This window comes from Vibrio diazotrophicus (assembly GCF_038452265.1).
Taxonomy (GTDB): domain Bacteria; phylum Pseudomonadota; class Gammaproteobacteria; order Enterobacterales; family Vibrionaceae; genus Vibrio; species Vibrio diazotrophicus.
Window position 1 is genome coordinate 185,116 of the sequence record NZ_CP151842.1, and the last position, 17,351, is coordinate 202,466.

Sequence of the window (17,351 nt, forward strand, 5' to 3'; positions counted from 1 at the left end):
GGTTATTCAAACATTAAGCTGTGTTTTTGTACAGGGGAATTATTTGCTCTGCATCGCTTTCCACCAAGATTCATTCGCAACAATTTGACCTTCGTCATCCAGAGGTGGGTAAGGCAGCTTTTTGCGTTTAGCCACTTTGGCTAATACAGGGTGGCCACGTTCAAATAGAATTCGGTGAATGGTTTCTTCAGGAAGCGGGCTTTTTTCTTGCTGATACATGCCCGCAGCTTGGCGTTGACGTTGTGCTTCATACAGAATCAGTGCGCTAGCAACAGAAACATTGAGTGATTGCACCATTCCAACCATAGGGATAACGATGTCTTGATCGGCCAGCTCAAGAGCTTGCTTTGATATACCCACTTTTTCACTACCCACGATAATTGCTGTCGGTTTGGTGTAGTCAATTTCACGAAAGTCTATGGCAGTTTCTGAAAGGTTGGTGACTAATACCTGCATGTTCTGTGCTTTTAGCGCTTTTACTGCATCTTGAATATTGTCATGAGTGTCCACTTCGACCCAGTTACGAGCGCCTGCTGAGGTATGACCAAGAGTACGCATTTGTTTGCTCGGCCAAACCGCATGGATTTTGTGCAATCCAATTGCATCGGCAGTACGAATGACCGCGGAGACGTTATTCGGCTTGTGTACTTCTTCTAAACATACGGTCAGATCAGGTTGGCGTGCTTTGAGCACTTCTTGAATTCGAGTGTAACGTTCTAAGTTCATAACAAATTTTCTATGCTTTAGTCTGTGGTTAGAAAAGGCTTACCACATAAAATAAAAAAGCCCTTGATAGGCCATATCAAGGGCTACATCGTTAGGTTACTTGAGCATCGGCGCTATTAGTGCCTTCTGCGTCTCACCTTCGGTGCGTTTGGCATTGCACGAATTTTCTTCATAATGCCAGCAAGATGAACACGATCTTTGGTGGTAAGTACCACAGTTACTGTGTACAGACGACCATCACGTTCTTCTGTCGACAGACCATGAATATTGGAGCCTGTCTTGGAAATTACATTGGTCAATTCAGCTAGCGCGCCTTGGCGGTTTTGCATATCGACTTTCAGTTCAGTGATGAAGTCCTGATCGTAATCTTTGGTCCATTCCACTGCCATGTACTTATCAGGCTCTTTCTGATGCCCGCGTACGTTAGGACAGGTTTCACGGTGCACGACAAGTCCACGCCCCGGAGAAACGTGCGCAATAATGTGGTCATCCGGAATAGGGTGACAACAGTTAGCGAAGGTTAACAGAATACCCTCTGCACCTCGGATAGGCAGTTTCTTCTTAGGTTGACCGTCTTTGCTTTCTACTTCTGTTAATTCATCAGCATTGCCTAGCAGACGACGGGCAATCACGATACTCATCAGTTCGCCAAGACCAATCGCGGCTAACAAATCATCAACGCTGGAAAGTTTCAGATCGCTGAGAACATGCTGAATGCTCTCTTGGCTGATAGTAGTGATTGACTCTTCACCCAAGGCATGATTAAGCAGGCGACGACCCAAGCTGACCGATTCTTCACGACGCATGGTTTTCAGAACCTGACGGATCTTAGTACGAGCACGTGAAGTCACTACGTAGTTAAGCCAGGCTGCATTTGGACGCGCACCCGGAGCACTGATAATTTCAACAGTTTGTCCGTTTTTCAGAGGCTTGCTTAATGGGTACGGATTGCGGTCAACGCGAGTACCCACACAGGTGTTACCCACGTCGGTATGTACCGCATACGCGAAGTCTACCGCGGTTGCGCCAACAGGCAGTTCAACGATACGACCTTTAGGAGTGAAGACGTAAATCTCATCAGGGAAGAGATCAGACTTAACGTTTTCGATAAATTCGAACGAGTTACCTGCGCTTTGTTGTAGCTCAAGTAAGCTTTGCATCCAGCGCTGAGCTTTAATCTGTGCAGTGGTGCCAGTGCGGTCACCATTGGCTTTATATGACCAGTGTGCTGCCACACCTTTGTCTGCCATTTGATCCATGTCTTCGGTTCGAATCTGAACTTCAACCGGAACGCCGTGTGGACCGACCATCGAGGTATGCAGAGACTGATAGCCATTCGCTTTCGGAACCGCAATATAGTCTTTCATGCGACCCGGACGTGGTTTATACAAGCTGTGTACTTGGCCGAGTGCTCGGTAACAGGTGTCAGCGCTATCAACCACAACACGAAACGCATAGATATCCATAATGGTGTGGAAACGCTGCTCTTTGGTCTTCATCTTGTTGTAGATGGAGAAGAGGTTTTTCTCACGACCAAACACACGAGCCGGTAAGCCAACTTCTTGTAAGCGGCCTTCGATCTCACTGTGAATACGTTGGATCATCTCTTTACGGTTACCACGTGCCGCTTTTACGACTTCTTTCAGAACCCGATAACGGTTTGGATATAACGCTTCAAAACCCAGTTCTTCTAACTCAGTTTTTATGTTGTGAATACCTAAACGGTGGGCGAGTGGTGCGTAAATCTCTAGGGTTTCTCGGGCAATTCGACGTTTTTTATCCGGACGAAGAGCGCCTAGCGTGCGCATGTTATGCGTGCGGTCGGAGAGCTTAATAAGAATCACGCGGATGTCTTGCACCATAGCAAGAACCATTTTGCGGAAGTTCTCTGCTTGAGCTTCTTTGCGATCGCGGAACTTTAGTTTGTCGAGCTTAGATACACCGTCAACCAGTTCAGCTACGGCTTGACCAAATTGAGCTTCTAAATCTTCTTTGGTGACATCACAGTCTTCGATAACGTCGTGAAGGAGGGCTGCTTGTAGTGTTTCCAAATCCAAGCGCATTTCAGCCAGAATTCGAGCTACTGCCACTGGATGGATAATATAAGGTTCGCCGCTTGAGCGGGTTTGCCCTTCGTGGGCATCTCTTGCCACTATATAAGATTGGCGCAGAGCCTCAAGTTGAGGCTCTGTGAGATATTCCTGGGCAACGTCTTTGAGGCTATCGAATAGATACAAATTATAGGCCCGAGAGTTGTCTATTTTCTTACTTGCAGGGATTAACGGTTGTGAACAATGCTGCTCACTGCTGCTAATTCAGCTGCTTCTTGCTCTTGCTGCTCTTGACGCTCACGAGCGTCAAGTACGTCTTTAGTGATAAGACCTTCTTCGATTTCACGAAGAGCGATAACCGTTGGCTTATCGTTCTCTTCAGGCACAAGTGAATCTTTACCACCAGTTTGCATTTGACGAGCGCGGCGAGCCGCAATCAGAACTAGGTCGAAACGGTTGCCAACTTTTTCAACAGCGTCTTGAACAGTTACGCGTGCCATGAGAACTCCAATATAAACAAAAATGTTGAATGACGAGAAAGTATACAACCTTACGGTAGCGGTTTCTAGCTAGTAGGGTTGTTAATAATACGTTTAATTACTCTGCGAGTAGTGCTTTAAGCATACCTTTGTATTTTTCAGCTTGCTTATCTTGCTTTAATCGCTCTGCACGAATGATCGCTCTAAAATCGGTTAGGGCGGTATCGAAGTCATCATTGATGATGATGTAGTCGTATTCGTGGTAGTGAGAAATTTCAGATTTAGCTTCTGCCATACGCTTAGCAATAACAGCTTCGCTGTCTTGGCCACGTGCATTCAAACGACGTTCTAACTCGCCGTTTGAAGGCGGAAGAATAAAGACACTCTTCGCTTTTGGCATTTGCTCACGGATTTGGCGAGCACCTTGCCAGTCGATATCTAAGAAGACATCAATACCTTTATTAAGGGTCTCTTCAATCCAGACACGTGAAGTACCGTAGTAGTTACCAAAGACTTCTGCGTATTCCAGAAATTCGCCTTTTTCGATCAACGCTTCAAAGTGTTCCTTCTGCACAAAATGGTAGTGAACACCATCTTGCTCACCCGGACGCATACCACGAGTAGTGTGCGACACGGATACTTTCATCGCATAGGCTGGATTGTGTTCCAACATTTCTGCGATCAAGCTTGATTTACCTGCGCCGCTTGGTGCAGAGACAATATACAGAGTACCTTTGCCCATTTATTTGGTTCCACTTTGGTTTGGGATTGCGTGATCGGATTGTGCTCCGACACTCTTAAAGATAGCACTAGCTTAACTATTTCATCGAATTGACGAAATTTAGGCTAGAAAAATGGAGCGGAAGATTAGCATGATCTTGAGGATCTTCTCAAGGAAAAGGTCAAAAGTGGCGCAATTATTGACCCGTCAACGTCATTATTTCTAACCATACCAAGCTTATATATTTAACGGCGGTTGGAAAACGTTTGCTATTTTGTGAACTATTGCAGGCAAAATTGATTAATGTATAATCGCCGCCCTTAGCTCGGGAGAGGTAAATCTTCCGAATGACAATCAGTGAGAAGCGCAAGCTTCATTTGGGTTCCCTCGCCCCCAAATCAAACTAAAAAGGTACAATATGAGTAACTTTACCCCTGCGCAACAGCGCAAAGCCCTGACATTTCTGGTTTTGTTCCACTTAATGATCATTGCATCAAGTAATTATCTGGTACAAATCCCATTTACCGTATTCGGTTTGCATACCACTTGGGGCGCTTTCACTTTTCCATTTATCTTCTTAGCGACTGACTTAACGGTACGTATTTTTGGTGCTGGCCTTGCGCGTAAAATCATTTTTTACGTGATGCTGCCTTCACTTGTGGTGTCGTATCTGCTTTCCGTAGTGTTCTATGAAGGTCAGTTCCAAGGTTTAGCCCCATTAAGCGAGTTAAACATGTTTGTCGCGCGTATCGCGATTGCAAGTTTTATGGCTTATCTACTTGGTCAGATCATGGATGTACATGTGTTTAACCGCTTGCGTCAAATGAAGCAGTGGTGGGTAGCACCGACCGCATCAACACTATTTGGTAATGCTTTAGATACTGTCGCTTTCTTCGGTATTGCATTCTACCAAAGCCCAGATCCATTTATGGCGCAGCACTGGACGGAAATCGCTTTAGTCGATTACGGCTTTAAACTGGTGATTAGCCTTGGTTTGTTTGTGCCTATGTATGGTGTTTTGCTGAACTACCTGATCCGCAAACTGACCACTGTAAATCCAAGTTTTACTGCGGTGGATGCTAACGCTTAATTTGCACCGAACGAAAAAGAGAAAGCCCAAAGCAATGCTTTGGGCTTTTTTGTTATCGCAAGAGTTGAGACGCTGTCGCTCAACCTTTTTGCGTATTAATGGTCGTGAGCTGTGCCTGCACCTTTAGGGAAGCGGATTGACTCAACCATGTCTTGTACTTCAGTTGGTACTTCTGCAGTGAATTTATTCACCACAATAGAGACCACAAAGTTCAAACACATACCTAGAGTACCGATACCTTCTGGGCTGATGCCGAAGAACCAGTTGTCAGGTGTACTTGCTGCTGGGTTAATGAACTTGAAGTAGATGATGTACGCCGCTGTGAACACGATACCTGCAACCATACCTGCGATAGCACCTTCTTTGTTCATCTTCTTGTAGAAAATACCCAAGATGATGGCAGGGAAGAAGGATGCCGCGGCCAAGCCGAAGGCGAAGGCGACCACCTGCGCTACGAAGCCCGGAGGGTTGATGCCCAAGTAACCTGCGCCAACGATAGCCACAATTGCAGCCAGACGAGCGGCGAGCAGTTCTTGTTTATCGGTCATGTTTGGCTTGAAGCCTTTCTTCAACAAGTCATGAGAGATAGATGTAGAGATTACTAGTAGTAGACCTGCTGCTGTAGATAGTGCTGCAGCTAATTAGCCAACTCAGGAGAAGCTAGTACGATGATGTCGCGGTTGATGTTCATCTCGTTACGAGCGTCACCAGAGTAGAACATACGACCATCGGCGTTTTTATCTTCCCATTTAACTAGACCAGTGCTTTCCCAGTTTTTATACCAGCTTGGTGCTTGTTCAGCAGGAACACCTTGCATATCAGGACCGTTAATCGTTTCGATTAGGTTTACGCGAGCAAACGCAGCAACGCCTGGTGCAGTAGTATAAAGTAGCGAGATAAACAGTAGCGCCCAACCCGCAGAGATACGCGCATCACGTACTTTTGGTACTGTGAAGAAGCGAATGATTACGTGTGGAAGACCCGCAGTACCCACCATCAGTGCAGCACAGATGAAGAATACATCCACCATGCTCTTGCTGCCTTCAGTGTACTGAGTAAAGCCAAGTTCTTGCGTTAGACCATCTAGCTTATCAAGAAGATAAACATCGGTTCCTGCGATGGTTGAACCCATACCAATTTGTGGTAGTGGATTGCCTGTCATCATGATTGACGTAAAGATTGCAGGTACAAGGAAGGCGAAAATGAGAACACAGAACTGAGCTACCTGCGTATAAGTGATGCCTTTCATGCCACCAAGTACAGCGTAGAAGAACACAATCGCCATACCGATAACGATACCAACGTTAATGTCTACTTCTAGGAAGCGAGAGAACACTACGCCTACACCGCGCATTTGGCCTGCAACGTAAGTAAACGAAATGAAGATCGCACAGAATACCGCTACCATACGAGCAGTTTTCGAGTAGTAACGTTCACCGATGAAATCTGGCACAGTGAACTGACCAAATTTACGTAGGTAAGGTGCTAAACATAGAGCCAATAGAACGTAGCCGCCTGTCCAACCCATTAGGTAAACCGCACCATCGTAACCGATGAATGAGATGATACCTGCCATTGAGATGAAAGATGCTGCTGACATCCAGTCTGCGGCTGTCGCCATACCGTTCGCTACAGGGTGTACACCGCCGCCAGCGACATAGAATTCACTGGTTGATCCCGCTCGAGCCCAAATGGCGATGCCAATGTAGAGAGCAAAAGAGAGACCAACAAGAATAAACGTCCAAGTTTGAATATCCATTTCTAAAACCTCTTAGTCTTCATGCACGTTATATTTCTTGTCGAGCGAGTTCATGCGCGCAACGTAAATAAAGATTAAAGCGACGAATGTGTAGATTGAGCCCTGTTGTGCAAACCAGAATCCAAGCTTAAAGCCGCCTAAATGAATGCTATTTAGCGCATCAACGAATAAAACGCCTGCGCCATAAGACACCAAGAACCACACTGCGAGCAGTGATCCCATAATCCCCAAGTTTTCTTTCCAGTAGGCTTGAGCATGTTCTGTAGATTCGAACGCCATGGCCTTCTCCTTCCTGTTAAGTGTTGTGTTAACGTAATGTTACGATTTATACATTAGCAGTGTTAAGGCAAGAGATCTGTGCAACTTTAGTCTGTAAATTTTTATTTATAACTTATTGTATTTATGTGGTTTTGGTTTGTTTCTGTTTGCTTTTTGAATGTTAATTAACTGTTAAATTAGCCGAAAGTATAAGGTCGGAGTGCAGAAGTGGGGAAATAACTGTGTAAGTAACAGGCATTGACGACTAATGATAATGAGGGAGAAAACGTTGCAATTATTTACACAGACTTTTCTGACGTAGGTAATAAAAATGTGCACAATGGAGAGCATAATAAATATGTATCTATAAACGTTTGAGTCAGTTGGAAAGGTGAAAGATTGGATGCGATAACGATAAACGGCTTTTTTCTAGTTGGTGCACTGTTGATCGCGCTGAGTGTACTGCTCAGCCCTGTATCTTCGAAATTGGGTATTCCGATTTTATTGGTGTTTCTTGCCGTTGGCATGCTTGCGGGTGAAGACGGGCCCGGAGGAATACTATTTGATAATTATCCGTTAGCGTATTTAGTCAGCAACTTGGCTCTTGCAATTATCCTCCTTGATGGTGGTATGAGAACGCGAGTAGCGAGTTTTAAAGTTGCTTTCTGGCCCTCGGTTTCGTTAGCGACCTTTGGTGTCGCTTTGACCACTTTGATTACAGGTGCATTAGCCACTTGGTTGTTTGATCTGTCGCTGATGCAGGGCATCCTGGTCGGCGCTATTGTAGGCTCGACCGACGCTGCCGCTGTATTCTCCTTGCTCAAAGGACGCAGTCTCAATGAACGTGTGGGGGCTACTCTAGAAATAGAGTCGGGAACTAACGATCCGATGGCGGTGTTTTTAACCGTCACAATGATTGCCATTCTGGGCAGCGTTAGCGGTGATTTCAGTGTCAGTTTCCTAGCACTTAACTTCGTTCAGCAGTTTGGAGTGGGGGCGGTATTAGGGCTATCTGGTGGTTGGTTACTATGGAAAGTTATTAACACGACTAAGCTCCCAGAAGGTCTGTATTCCATTCTTACCGTGAGCGGTGGACTGATCATTTTTGCTCTGGCGAATGCACTTGGTGGCAGTGGGATTCTGTCCATTTATCTGGTGGGCCTACTGTTAGGAAACCGACCAACCCGCAGCCGCCATTCAATTTTAAACGTGTTGGATGGCATGACATGGCTGGCACAAATTAGCATGTTCCTTGTGCTTGGTTTGTTGGTTACTCCGACAAACTTGTTAACCATTGCACTGCCGGGCCTCGCATTAGCGTTTGGTATGATTCTGTTTGCTCGACCGATTTCAGTTTGGATAAGTTTGCTGCCGTTTAAAAGCTTCACCTCAAGAGAGAAATGGTTCATTTCATGGGTAGGATTGCGCGGCGCAGTACCGATCATTCTTGCGGTGTTCCCTATGATGGCGGGTTTACCGGATGCTAAGCTTTACTTCAATTTGGCCTTCTTCGTAGTGATGGTATCGCTGATAGTTCAAGGTGGCTCTTTGACTAAGGCAATGAGTCTGGCGAAAGTGGAGCTGCCTTCGAAACCTGAACCCATTTCGCGCTCTGGGCTTGAGATCTTTCCAACCAGTGAGTGGGAACTGTTTGTTTATCAGCTAAAGAAGGAAAAATGGTGTATCGGCGAGCCAATTCGTAATCTCTTTATGCCTGAGGGGACGCGAATTGCGGCATTGTTCCGCGACAAAGCCTTACTTCATCCTTCCGGTAGTACTCGATTAGAATCCGGCGATATTCTTTGTGTTGTTGCTCAAGAGAAAGATTTGACCGCGTTGAGCCAGCTGTTTAGTGAAGCGCCGATGAAAGAGTCCTTCGCACGCTTCTTTGGTGATTTCTTCCTAGATGTAGACTCGAAACTGGTTGATGTTGCGATGATATACGGTCTGGAATTAGGTCCATTCCGCGCTGATATGACACTAAAGGATTTAGTGACAGAACATTTGGGTACAACCCCAGTACTAGGTGACCACTTTGAGTGGTATGGATTACATTGGGTGGTTGCAGATGTTGTCGACTGGCAAGTAACTAAAGTAGGTTTGCGTTTGCCAGCCGAGGAAGACGTTGTTGAGTCAAGCGAGTAACGTTGGACACGTGATTAGTTGTTCAGCTCTTTGAGTAAAATAACCGCCTGAGTCCTACTTTTTACTCCCAGTTTTCGGAAGATCGCTGTCATATGAGCTTTGATTGTGGCTTCCGAAACATTCAACTCATAGGCAATTTGCTTATTCAGCAAGCCGTCAGAAAGCATACCAAGCACCTTGTACTGCTGAGGTGTTAAGGTGGCAATTTTACCCGCCAGATCATCACAGGCTTCGTTGTTGGTAATCAGGCCTTCAGGGAAGTAGGGTTCACCGTTAAGTACCTGATTTAAAGCGCTGATCAAAGCGCGCATGTCACTGGATTTAGGAATAAAACCGAACGCACCATGGCTCTTCACCTGTGATACCACAGAAGACTCTTCGCTGGCAGAGATCACTACAATCGGTAAATCCGGATATTCCGCACGTAATTGAATAAGGCCAGACATGCCATTAGCGCCGGGCATTTTAAGGTCCAGCAGCAGTAAGTCCGGTTCAGGATCTTTTTCAAGTAGTTTGAGTAAAGCATCTAAAGAGTCTGCTTCAAGCAAATTTGCACCGCTTATCGCCATATGGACGGATTGAAACAATGCGTTTCGAAACAGCGGGTGATCATCAGCGATGATGATGGTGTATGTCGAATCCATGACGTTAAACACTTTTAACAATTACGTTAAATAAATTATTGTCTGGTTTGAGGTTTGGAACAATGTCCATAGACTAAAAGTCTGAACTATATCCAGTTTTTATCTGCATGAAGATGAATACCACAACAAGGTTTGACGTATAGGGTCAAACCTTGTCGCGTGAGGAGATGAAAATTTAGATCTGATGGTCTTTTAGGTGTTGTAAAAAACGCTCTGCTTGCATGAAACCTGTTATTCGCGCATTCGGTACTCTCTCGCCCTTATCGTTCCAAAACTCGATGGTGGGTAAGCCAAGCACATCCATCTGTTTAAGTAGTTCGATATCTTGTGGCTGATTGCGAGTGACGTCTGCCTGCAGTAGCACGACATCTTTCAGTTTTTGTTCAACATCTGGCTGGTGGAAGGTGTATTTTTCGAACTCTTTACACGCCACACACCAATCGGCGTAGAAGTCGAGCATCACTGCCTTACCCGCTAATTTGGCTTTTTCCAGTTCAGCGTTCAGTTCATCTACATTCGCAATGCGCTTGAAGCTGATGGTTGATTGCTGCTGTTCTGTCTGAGCACCATTAAACCAGTAATTCAAAGCAGGCTGAGCTGAGGCCAGTAATCCAAGAATCGCAATGATACCGAGCGTACTCTGTTTCCAGCCACCAAAAGGTAAGCTGTTTTTAACATGATAGAGCCAAGCAAATGCAGTGAAGCCCAGTGCAGACCAAAGTGCTGTTGCCCAGATTTCTGGCAGTAATCGTTCCAGCAGGAAGATCGGTGCAGCAAGAAGAATGAAACCAAACGCGGTTTTTACTTTGCCCATCCAAGCGCCTGCTTTCGGCAACAAGCGGTTACCAAAGACGGCGACCAGAATCAGTGGAATACCCATCCCAATAGCCAGTGCATAAAGCGCGACACCACCGGTAAGTAAATCACCACTTTGCGCCACATAGAGTAAAGCACCAGAGAGCGGTGCGGTTGTGCATGGTGAACACACTAAGCCAGAAATTGCGCCCATAGCAAAAACGCCTGCAAGACGGCCACCTCGTTGTTGATTGCTCAGATTGCTTAACCAAGTTTGCAATGAGCTTGGCAATTGAAGTGTGTACAAGCCAAACATTGACAGTGCGAGTAACACAAACATTACGCTCAGGCCAACCAAAACATAAGGGTGTTGGAGCGCAGCCTGAAATTGCAAACCAGCAGAAGCAACAATCAAACCTAATAGAGTGTAGGTCAGCGCCATACCTTGAACGTAAACCACGCTCAATAACAAGGTTCGTTTATGAGTTAACTGCCCATTACCTAAAACGATACCCGTCAAAATCGGGTACATAGGCAGAACACATGGTGTGAAAGCCAAACCAACGCCTAATGCTAAGAACAGTAAAGGTGTCCACCAGTTTTGTGACAGTTTGCCAGCTAACGAGTCTTGTTCTGAAATCGGTGCATTTTTAATGCTCACAGGCTGTGACTGGTTTTGTGTATTGTTATTTTGCCCGGCGGCAGTTTTCTCAGAATCAACAGGTTGTGAAAAGTCGAACTTACTGATTTCCACCACTCGTGTTTCTGGTGGATAGCAGAAACCTGCTTTAGCACATCCCTGATATTGAACGATAATACGCGCACCAAGTTGGTAGTCACTCAATGGCAGCTCAATAGAAAGCGGTGTGGTGTAGATGGTGACATCACCAAAGAATTCATCATGATAAGGCTCGCCATCAACCAGTTCATAGTCACCTAATATGACGTTTTCAGCACTGATTGTGATGCGATCTTGATATAAGTAGTAGCCATCTTTTACTTGCCAGTCAACGAAAAGGCGATCGCCTTGCTGGAAGGTATTAAACGAGAAAGCTTGATCAATAGGGACAAACTTATTGCCGTCATTACTCACCGAAAGTGTATTGTTGTTACCGAATACAGCAAATGCTGAATGGCTAAATACAGGTAGTGTCAGTAGCAAAAAATAGAAAAATTTACGTATCATCTAATCAATTTCTGGTTGAGAGTGAATGGCACAGGCGACAACTTATTGTGCCATATTACCTCAATCAGACCGAGATGAGAGCGAATAAGTTTCATCTAAGTAAAACAAAACCCGCGAATTCATCCAACTTTAAGTTGTTTGAACCTCGCGGGTTATTTCTTATCTGGCTTTTAACAGACTTGTCAGAACTAGATGAATAGTCCGCCAAATAGGAAGCCGAATGTTACTGCTGAAGCAATTGTCGCCACACCTGGAATGAAGAATGGGTGGTTGAACACATACTTACCAATGCGCGTTGAACCCGTGTCATCCATCTCAACCGCAGCAAGTAGCGTTGGGTAAGTTGGCAGAACAAACAGAGCACTAACCGCTGCGAAAGATGCGACGGCTGTAAGAGGAGCCACACCGATTGCTAGAGCCGCAGGCATTAGTGCCACTGTGGTTGCACCTTGTGAGTAAAGCAGCATAGAAGCAAAGAACAATACGATAGCCAGCATCCATGGATTTTCAGCCAATAGTGCGCCAGCCACATCTTTGATGTCTGCAACGTGAGCATTTACGAAGGTTGAACCTAACCAAGCCACACCCAGTACACACACACATGCAGTCATACCTGAACGGAATGTTGGTGCACTTGAAATTTTCGCTGCATCAATCTTAGTGACTAATACGATCAGTGCCGCTGCTGCCAGCATTACTGTCATAATTGCTTCGTTACGGCCTAAAGCTGGGTTTTCAATCAAACCAACAGATTTAGAGATTGCTGCTGCGTAGCAAACAACGAAACCAATAGCCGCTAGGAAAATATAAGTCGCTGTTTTCGCTGTTGGCAAAATAGTACGTTGCTGTTTATCGGCAAGTTTAATCAAGCCTTTCTCTAAACGGTCTTGGTAAACAGGATCATTTTTCAACTCACCGCCCATGAAATTAGAAACAAGCGCACCAACCATACAAGCCGCAAACGTCGTTGGAATACACACAGCTAAAAGCGTTAAGTAATCAACGCCAAACGGAGTAAGCATTGCTGCAAAAGCAACAACAGCCGCAGAGATTGGTGAAGCTGTGATAGCGATTTGTGATGCAACAACTGCAATAGAAAGAGGGCGTGATGGACGAACCCCTTGTCCTTTTGCAACTTCAGCAATCACTGGAAGAGTTGAGAACGCGGTATGACCTGTACCAGCCATCAAAGTCATGATGAACGTTACAATTGGCGCATAAAACGTAATACGTTGTGGATTTTTGCGCAGGAAGTTTTCTGCAATCTGTACCAGCCAATCCATACCACCAGCCACTTGCATCGCAGCAATTGCTGTGATTACAGACATGATGATAAGAATGACATCAACAGGAATATATGCTTGGCTGGTTGGTACACCAAGACCCAGAGAAAGTGCAATAACACCTGCACCACCTGCTAAGCCAATACCAATGCCGCCAATGCGTGCCCCTACAAAGATGAAGAGAAGAACGACTAATAGCTCGACCCAAACCATAGTGATACCTCGTTTAGTAAATGAAAAAGAAATATTGGTTTGCAGTCCGTTGCAGTTATTTTTATCAATTTGTTTTTACAGTTTTTTTTACTATAAAAGGTTCTTTATCAGAACCCTTTGTTTGAATCACTGACTCGTAGCGCTTCGCTTTATACTGTGGACGCATCAGGTTTTCAATAAAGAATATGTTATCTAGCTCTTTAACTGTCAGTAATCCGCAATCTAGTACAACTTATTGGGCACTCTTACCTGTTTCGGTGCAGACTTTTCCTACAACACTCTCGTCGCTAAGACGCGGAAAGTAATCCCAAACGTTCTCTAACAACCGTTTCGCATTTCTCTATTTGTGTTACGTCTCTGGGAATAATCAGTACCGTATCGTTTCCACCTATTGTGCCTAGTATTTCGTTATGAGGATCTATATCAACAAGACGAGCGACCAGTTGAGCACTGCCGGGATGCGTTTTGACAATGACGTTAGATTGATTATGTGTAATTAACTCGATTTGCGAGGAGATAGAAGATTCGATGCGAACAGGAGCGGTTTCAACGGTAATACAGTAGACCTTTTTACCGCAGGCGTTTTGTACCTTTACAACACCTAACTGTGATAGCAGACGAGATACCGTAGATTGGCTGATACCTGTGTAACCGATTTCGACAAGCTTCTCACGTAACTCATTCTGGTTGGTGAAGCTTTGTTGATGTAATAAACGCTTACAAGCATTAGCTAATGAGTCATCTTCGGATTCAAAAGTAACGAGTGGAATGTGTCTATTCACGGGTAACTCCTCATCTAACTACGCTCTTGCGTGAAAAATAGTGGTCATCCCTTTTCTGTTACACACTCAGATCCTTAGAGTGACGATGGCATCTAACGAGAGATTCATTAGGACCAGATGTATCCTAATTCAAAGAAAATTGCTTTCGCATATTATTTTGAAAACTAATCGATGAGCAGAATAGCATCGATAAATAATTGGGTTTTTGAATAAGATCACCAAATAAAAAACTATTAATTTAATAATATTTTGGATAATTATGTTGATTTTGAAAGATTATGCATATTAGGGAAAAGCGAAAAACCACACAGTGTTTAGCGTCGGACTGAACACTGTGTGGTTGTGGGTACTATTTTGATTCAGTCATTATTTCGCGAGAGAATACTTTTTCACAATAATGGCATTTTAACTGCACATTTTTTTCTTTCTTAAAGACGTTAAATTGACTATCGACCGGCTCTCCATGCGAGATACAGTTACTGTTTGGGCAGCTAAATATTCCCGTAATCTGTTCAGGTAGAGTCAACTTTAGTTTATTGACCACCATATAGTTCTCAATTTGATTGACGGTGGCATTAGGGGCATAAAGAGCCAATTGATTTGCCTGACTTTTGCTAAGGTAAACATTTTCAATCTTTATCAGGTCTTTTTGTACAAGCTCTGATGAAGGCAGGTTTAAACCAATGGTAATACGTTGATTTGTTTCATTTATCTTGAACAGAGATAATATTTTGATTCCCAGATTTGCAGGGATATGGTCGATGACAGAGCCGTTGCGAATGGCTTCAACTTGCAATTGATGTTTTTTAGTCATGATGGTGTCTCCTGCATTTAAATCGTTTCGTTGAGAACTAGAGCTAAAAGGGCTTCGCGAGCGTAGACCCCGTTTTCTGCTTGCTGAAAGTAGTAGGCGTAAGGTGTTTTATCGACATCGGTAGTAATTTCGTCGACGCGTGGAAGCGGATGCAGAACTTTCAAGTTATCACGAGCTTCTGCTAACGTATCAGCCGTCAAAATAAACGCGGACTTGATGTGTGCGTATTCAGACTCGTCAAAACGCTCTTTTTGCACGCGGGTCATATATAGGATGTCTAGCTCCGGAACGACGTCTTCAATACTGTTATGCAAGCTGAACTGTATTCCTTGTTCTTCCAACTCCTGACAGATGTATTCAGGCATCGCAAGTACTTCTGGTGCGATGAAGAAGAACCTTACGTTATTAAACTTCGCTAGGGCTTGGGTTAGAGAGTGAACGGTACGTCCGTACTTTAGGTCTCCAACAAGAGCGATATTTAGGTTGTCCAGATGCCCTTGGGTTTCATAAATAGAAAACAGGTCTAACAGTGTTTGAGTCGGGTGTTGGTTTGCTCCATCACCACCATTTACGATTGGCACACCGTTAGAAAACTCTGCAGCTAAGCGTGCAGCACCCTCCTGGGGATGACGCATAACAAATGCGTCCACATAAGAAGAAATGACTCGTACTGAATCTGCAAGCGTTTCCCCTTTCTTGGCCAAAGAAGTATTTCCCCCATTGTCGAAACCAATCACACTTCCTCCCAAGCGCTCAACGGCTGTTTCAAAAGAGAGGCGTGTACGAGTTGATGGCTCAAAAAAACAGCTCGCGACGACTTTATTCTTTAACAATGTAGGATTAGGCTCAGCTTTTAATCTTGCTGCCGTGTCCACGATGAGTTCTAGTTCACTTCGAGTAAGCTCTGGAATTGAGATGATGTGTCGGTTAAATAACGAATGCGCCATAACGTTTGTTCCTTTTTGTGTTTTATACGCTTCATCATGAGAGCGAAATTTAAGTAAAAAAAAGCCCCCTAAAATAGGAGGCTAGAAATTGGATAAAAACGGAAAAACAAAACAGGATATCCCGTCTGATTCAGACGAGACTTGCAACACGATGGTAAGAAAAAGTTGCTCATGTCATGCCTCCGATTAAAAATTTTTGAGGATTATACGGACAAAAATAGCGCTTTCAATGTTTTGGCGAAAATATCCAGAAAATGGATTTTTATGCGAAAATGCCTTCATGTTTGAAACATATGGACGCACATTGATGCTACTAGTCTCTATAACAAAAACGTGTATTTAGGCTTTGGAAAATAATGCGAGCTTTATTCAGCTCGCATTGGGATAAGTGAAATGGCTCACTTGGGCATTAATCACCCAAAGTTGAAACCATCACGGCTTTTATGGTGTGCATGCGGTTTTCCGCTTCGTCAAACACAATAGAATGATCAGATTCAATGACCTCGTTGGTGACTTCAACACCATCTTTTAAAACAGGGTATTCACGCGCTAGTTCTCTGCCGACCGTTGTGTCTTCACCGTGAAATGCTGGTAAACAATGCATAAATTTCACATGTGGGTTACCCGTTGCTTTAAGCATTCCCATATTGACCTGATAAGGAAGCATAAGGTCAATACGTTCAGCCCATGCTTCTTTGGCTTCACCCATAGAGACCCAAACATCTGTGTAAAGGAAATCACATCCCATAACGCCTTCATTAACATCGTCTGTTAATGTAATTTTTGCACCGGTGTCTTTAGCAATAGAACGGCAGGTTTCAACAAGTTCTTCCGTTGGCCAGAACTGTTTTGGTGCGACAAGGCGAATATCCATACCCATTTTGGCCGCACCAACCATGAGAGAATTACCCATATTGTTTCTAGCATCACCAAGATAAGCGAACTTAATTTCATGAAGCTGTTTACCGCGTCCATGTTCTAGCATGGTCATAAAATCAGCAAGAATTTGGGTTGGATGGAATTCATCAGTTAGCCCGTTCCACACTGGAACACCGGCATATTTGCCAAGTTCTTCTACAATACTTTGGCCAAAACCTCTGTATTCAATACCGTCGTACATACGGCCCAGTACTCGAGCTGTGTCTTTCATTGACTCTTTGTGACCAATTTGTGAGCCTGAAGGACCAAGATAAGAGACTTGCGCGCCTTGATCGAACGCGGCGACTTCGAATGCACATCGTGTTCTGGTTGAGGTTTTTTCAAAGATCAGAGCGATATTTTTTCCTTTTAAACGCGGTTGTTCATAGCCGTTATATTTGGCTTTTTTGAGTTCCACGGCTAAATCCAACATGTGTTGAATTTCGCGTGGAGTGAAGTCGAGTAATTTTAGGAAGTTACGATTACGTAGGTTAAAAGCCATGATGTTATCCTCTTGTTCGGCGGTTACTTGATTGAAGT

At 44.4% G+C, this 17,351-nt stretch carries 14 protein-coding genes and 1 pseudogene; 2 read left to right on the forward strand and 13 right to left on the reverse strand.

Annotation, left to right across the window (positions count from 1 at the left end; translation table 11 throughout):
- Positions 1-39 precede the first annotated feature (39 nt).
- From trmH to gmk, 4 genes are all read right to left on the reverse strand, one after another.
- Positions 40-726, reverse strand: a complete 687-nt coding sequence (gene trmH, locus AAGA51_RS00840) for a tRNA (guanosine(18)-2'-O)-methyltransferase TrmH (protein WP_042484880.1) — start codon at positions 724-726, stop codon at positions 40-42.
- Between the two features lie 116 nt (positions 727-842).
- Entirely contained in the window at positions 843-2,963 is a 2,121-nt protein-coding gene (gene spoT / locus AAGA51_RS00845; RefSeq protein WP_042484881.1) for a bifunctional GTP diphosphokinase/guanosine-3',5'-bis pyrophosphate 3'-pyrophosphohydrolase, read from the reverse strand.
- Between the two features lie 41 nt (positions 2,964-3,004).
- Complete coding sequence (gene rpoZ / locus AAGA51_RS00850) at positions 3,005-3,277, reverse strand: DNA-directed RNA polymerase subunit omega (protein WP_004728487.1); 273 nt, start codon at positions 3,275-3,277, stop codon at positions 3,005-3,007.
- 97 nt (positions 3,278-3,374) lie between these two features.
- Positions 3,375-3,998: a guanylate kinase gene (gene gmk / locus AAGA51_RS00855; protein ID WP_042484885.1), complete on the reverse strand. Its 624-nt coding sequence runs from the start codon at positions 3,996-3,998 to the stop codon at positions 3,375-3,377.
- Between the two features lie 397 nt (positions 3,999-4,395).
- Here gmk and AAGA51_RS00860 point away from each other — a divergent pair, with 397 nt between their 5' ends.
- The gene (locus AAGA51_RS00860) at positions 4,396-5,067 is read left to right on the forward strand and encodes a 7-cyano-7-deazaguanine/7-aminomethyl-7-deazaguanine transporter (protein WP_042484887.1); all 672 of its coding nucleotides are present in this window, start codon (positions 4,396-4,398) and stop codon (positions 5,065-5,067) included.
- Positions 5,068-5,162: 95 nt separating this feature from the next.
- Here AAGA51_RS00860 and AAGA51_RS00865 read toward each other — a convergent pair.
- Both AAGA51_RS00865 and AAGA51_RS00870 read right to left on the reverse strand, forming a co-directional pair.
- Positions 5,163-6,826 (reverse strand): annotated as a pseudogene (locus AAGA51_RS00865) (sodium:solute symporter family protein).
- A 12-nt stretch (positions 6,827-6,838) separates the two neighbouring features.
- Complete coding sequence (locus AAGA51_RS00870) at positions 6,839-7,105, reverse strand: DUF4212 domain-containing protein (protein WP_020329362.1); 267 nt, start codon at positions 7,103-7,105, stop codon at positions 6,839-6,841.
- Between the two features lie 378 nt (positions 7,106-7,483).
- Here AAGA51_RS00870 and AAGA51_RS00875 point away from each other — a divergent pair, with 378 nt between their 5' ends.
- Positions 7,484-9,229, forward strand: coding sequence for a potassium/proton antiporter (locus AAGA51_RS00875; protein WP_042484891.1), 1,746 nt, complete (start codon positions 7,484-7,486; stop codon positions 9,227-9,229).
- Between the two features lie 14 nt (positions 9,230-9,243).
- Here the strand turns inward: AAGA51_RS00875 and AAGA51_RS00880 are convergent, their stop codons facing one another.
- The 7 genes from AAGA51_RS00880 to AAGA51_RS00910 all read right to left on the reverse strand — a co-directional run bounded on the left by AAGA51_RS00880 (position 9,244) and on the right by AAGA51_RS00910 (position 17,313).
- Positions 9,244-9,873: a response regulator gene (locus AAGA51_RS00880; protein ID WP_042484894.1), complete on the reverse strand. Its 630-nt coding sequence runs from the start codon at positions 9,871-9,873 to the stop codon at positions 9,244-9,246.
- Positions 9,874-10,048: 175 nt separating this feature from the next.
- Positions 10,049-11,851: a protein-disulfide reductase DsbD gene (locus AAGA51_RS00885; RefSeq protein WP_415679601.1), complete on the reverse strand. Its 1,803-nt coding sequence runs from the start codon at positions 11,849-11,851 to the stop codon at positions 10,049-10,051.
- 191 nt (positions 11,852-12,042) lie between these two features.
- The gene (locus AAGA51_RS00890) at positions 12,043-13,350 is read right to left on the reverse strand and encodes an anaerobic C4-dicarboxylate transporter (RefSeq protein ID WP_042484899.1); all 1,308 of its coding nucleotides are present in this window, start codon (positions 13,348-13,350) and stop codon (positions 12,043-12,045) included.
- Positions 13,351-13,637: 287 nt separating this feature from the next.
- Positions 13,638-14,132 carry an arginine repressor gene (locus tag AAGA51_RS00895; RefSeq protein WP_042484903.1) on the reverse strand — a complete coding sequence of 165 codons (495 nt, stop codon included), beginning with the start codon at positions 14,130-14,132 and terminating at the stop codon, positions 13,638-13,640.
- 349 nt (positions 14,133-14,481) lie between these two features.
- Entirely contained in the window at positions 14,482-14,946 is a 465-nt protein-coding gene (gene pyrI, locus AAGA51_RS00900; RefSeq protein ID WP_042484905.1) for an aspartate carbamoyltransferase regulatory subunit, read from the reverse strand.
- A gap of 17 nt (positions 14,947-14,963) precedes the next feature.
- A complete protein-coding gene (gene pyrB / locus AAGA51_RS00905) occupies positions 14,964-15,893 on the reverse strand; it encodes an aspartate carbamoyltransferase (RefSeq protein ID WP_042484909.1) in 930 nt (309 codons plus the stop codon).
- A 409-nt stretch (positions 15,894-16,302) separates the two neighbouring features.
- Positions 16,303-17,313, reverse strand: coding sequence for an ornithine carbamoyltransferase (locus tag AAGA51_RS00910; protein WP_042484912.1), 1,011 nt, complete (start codon positions 17,311-17,313; stop codon positions 16,303-16,305).
- Between the last annotated feature and the right edge of the window lie 38 nt (positions 17,314-17,351).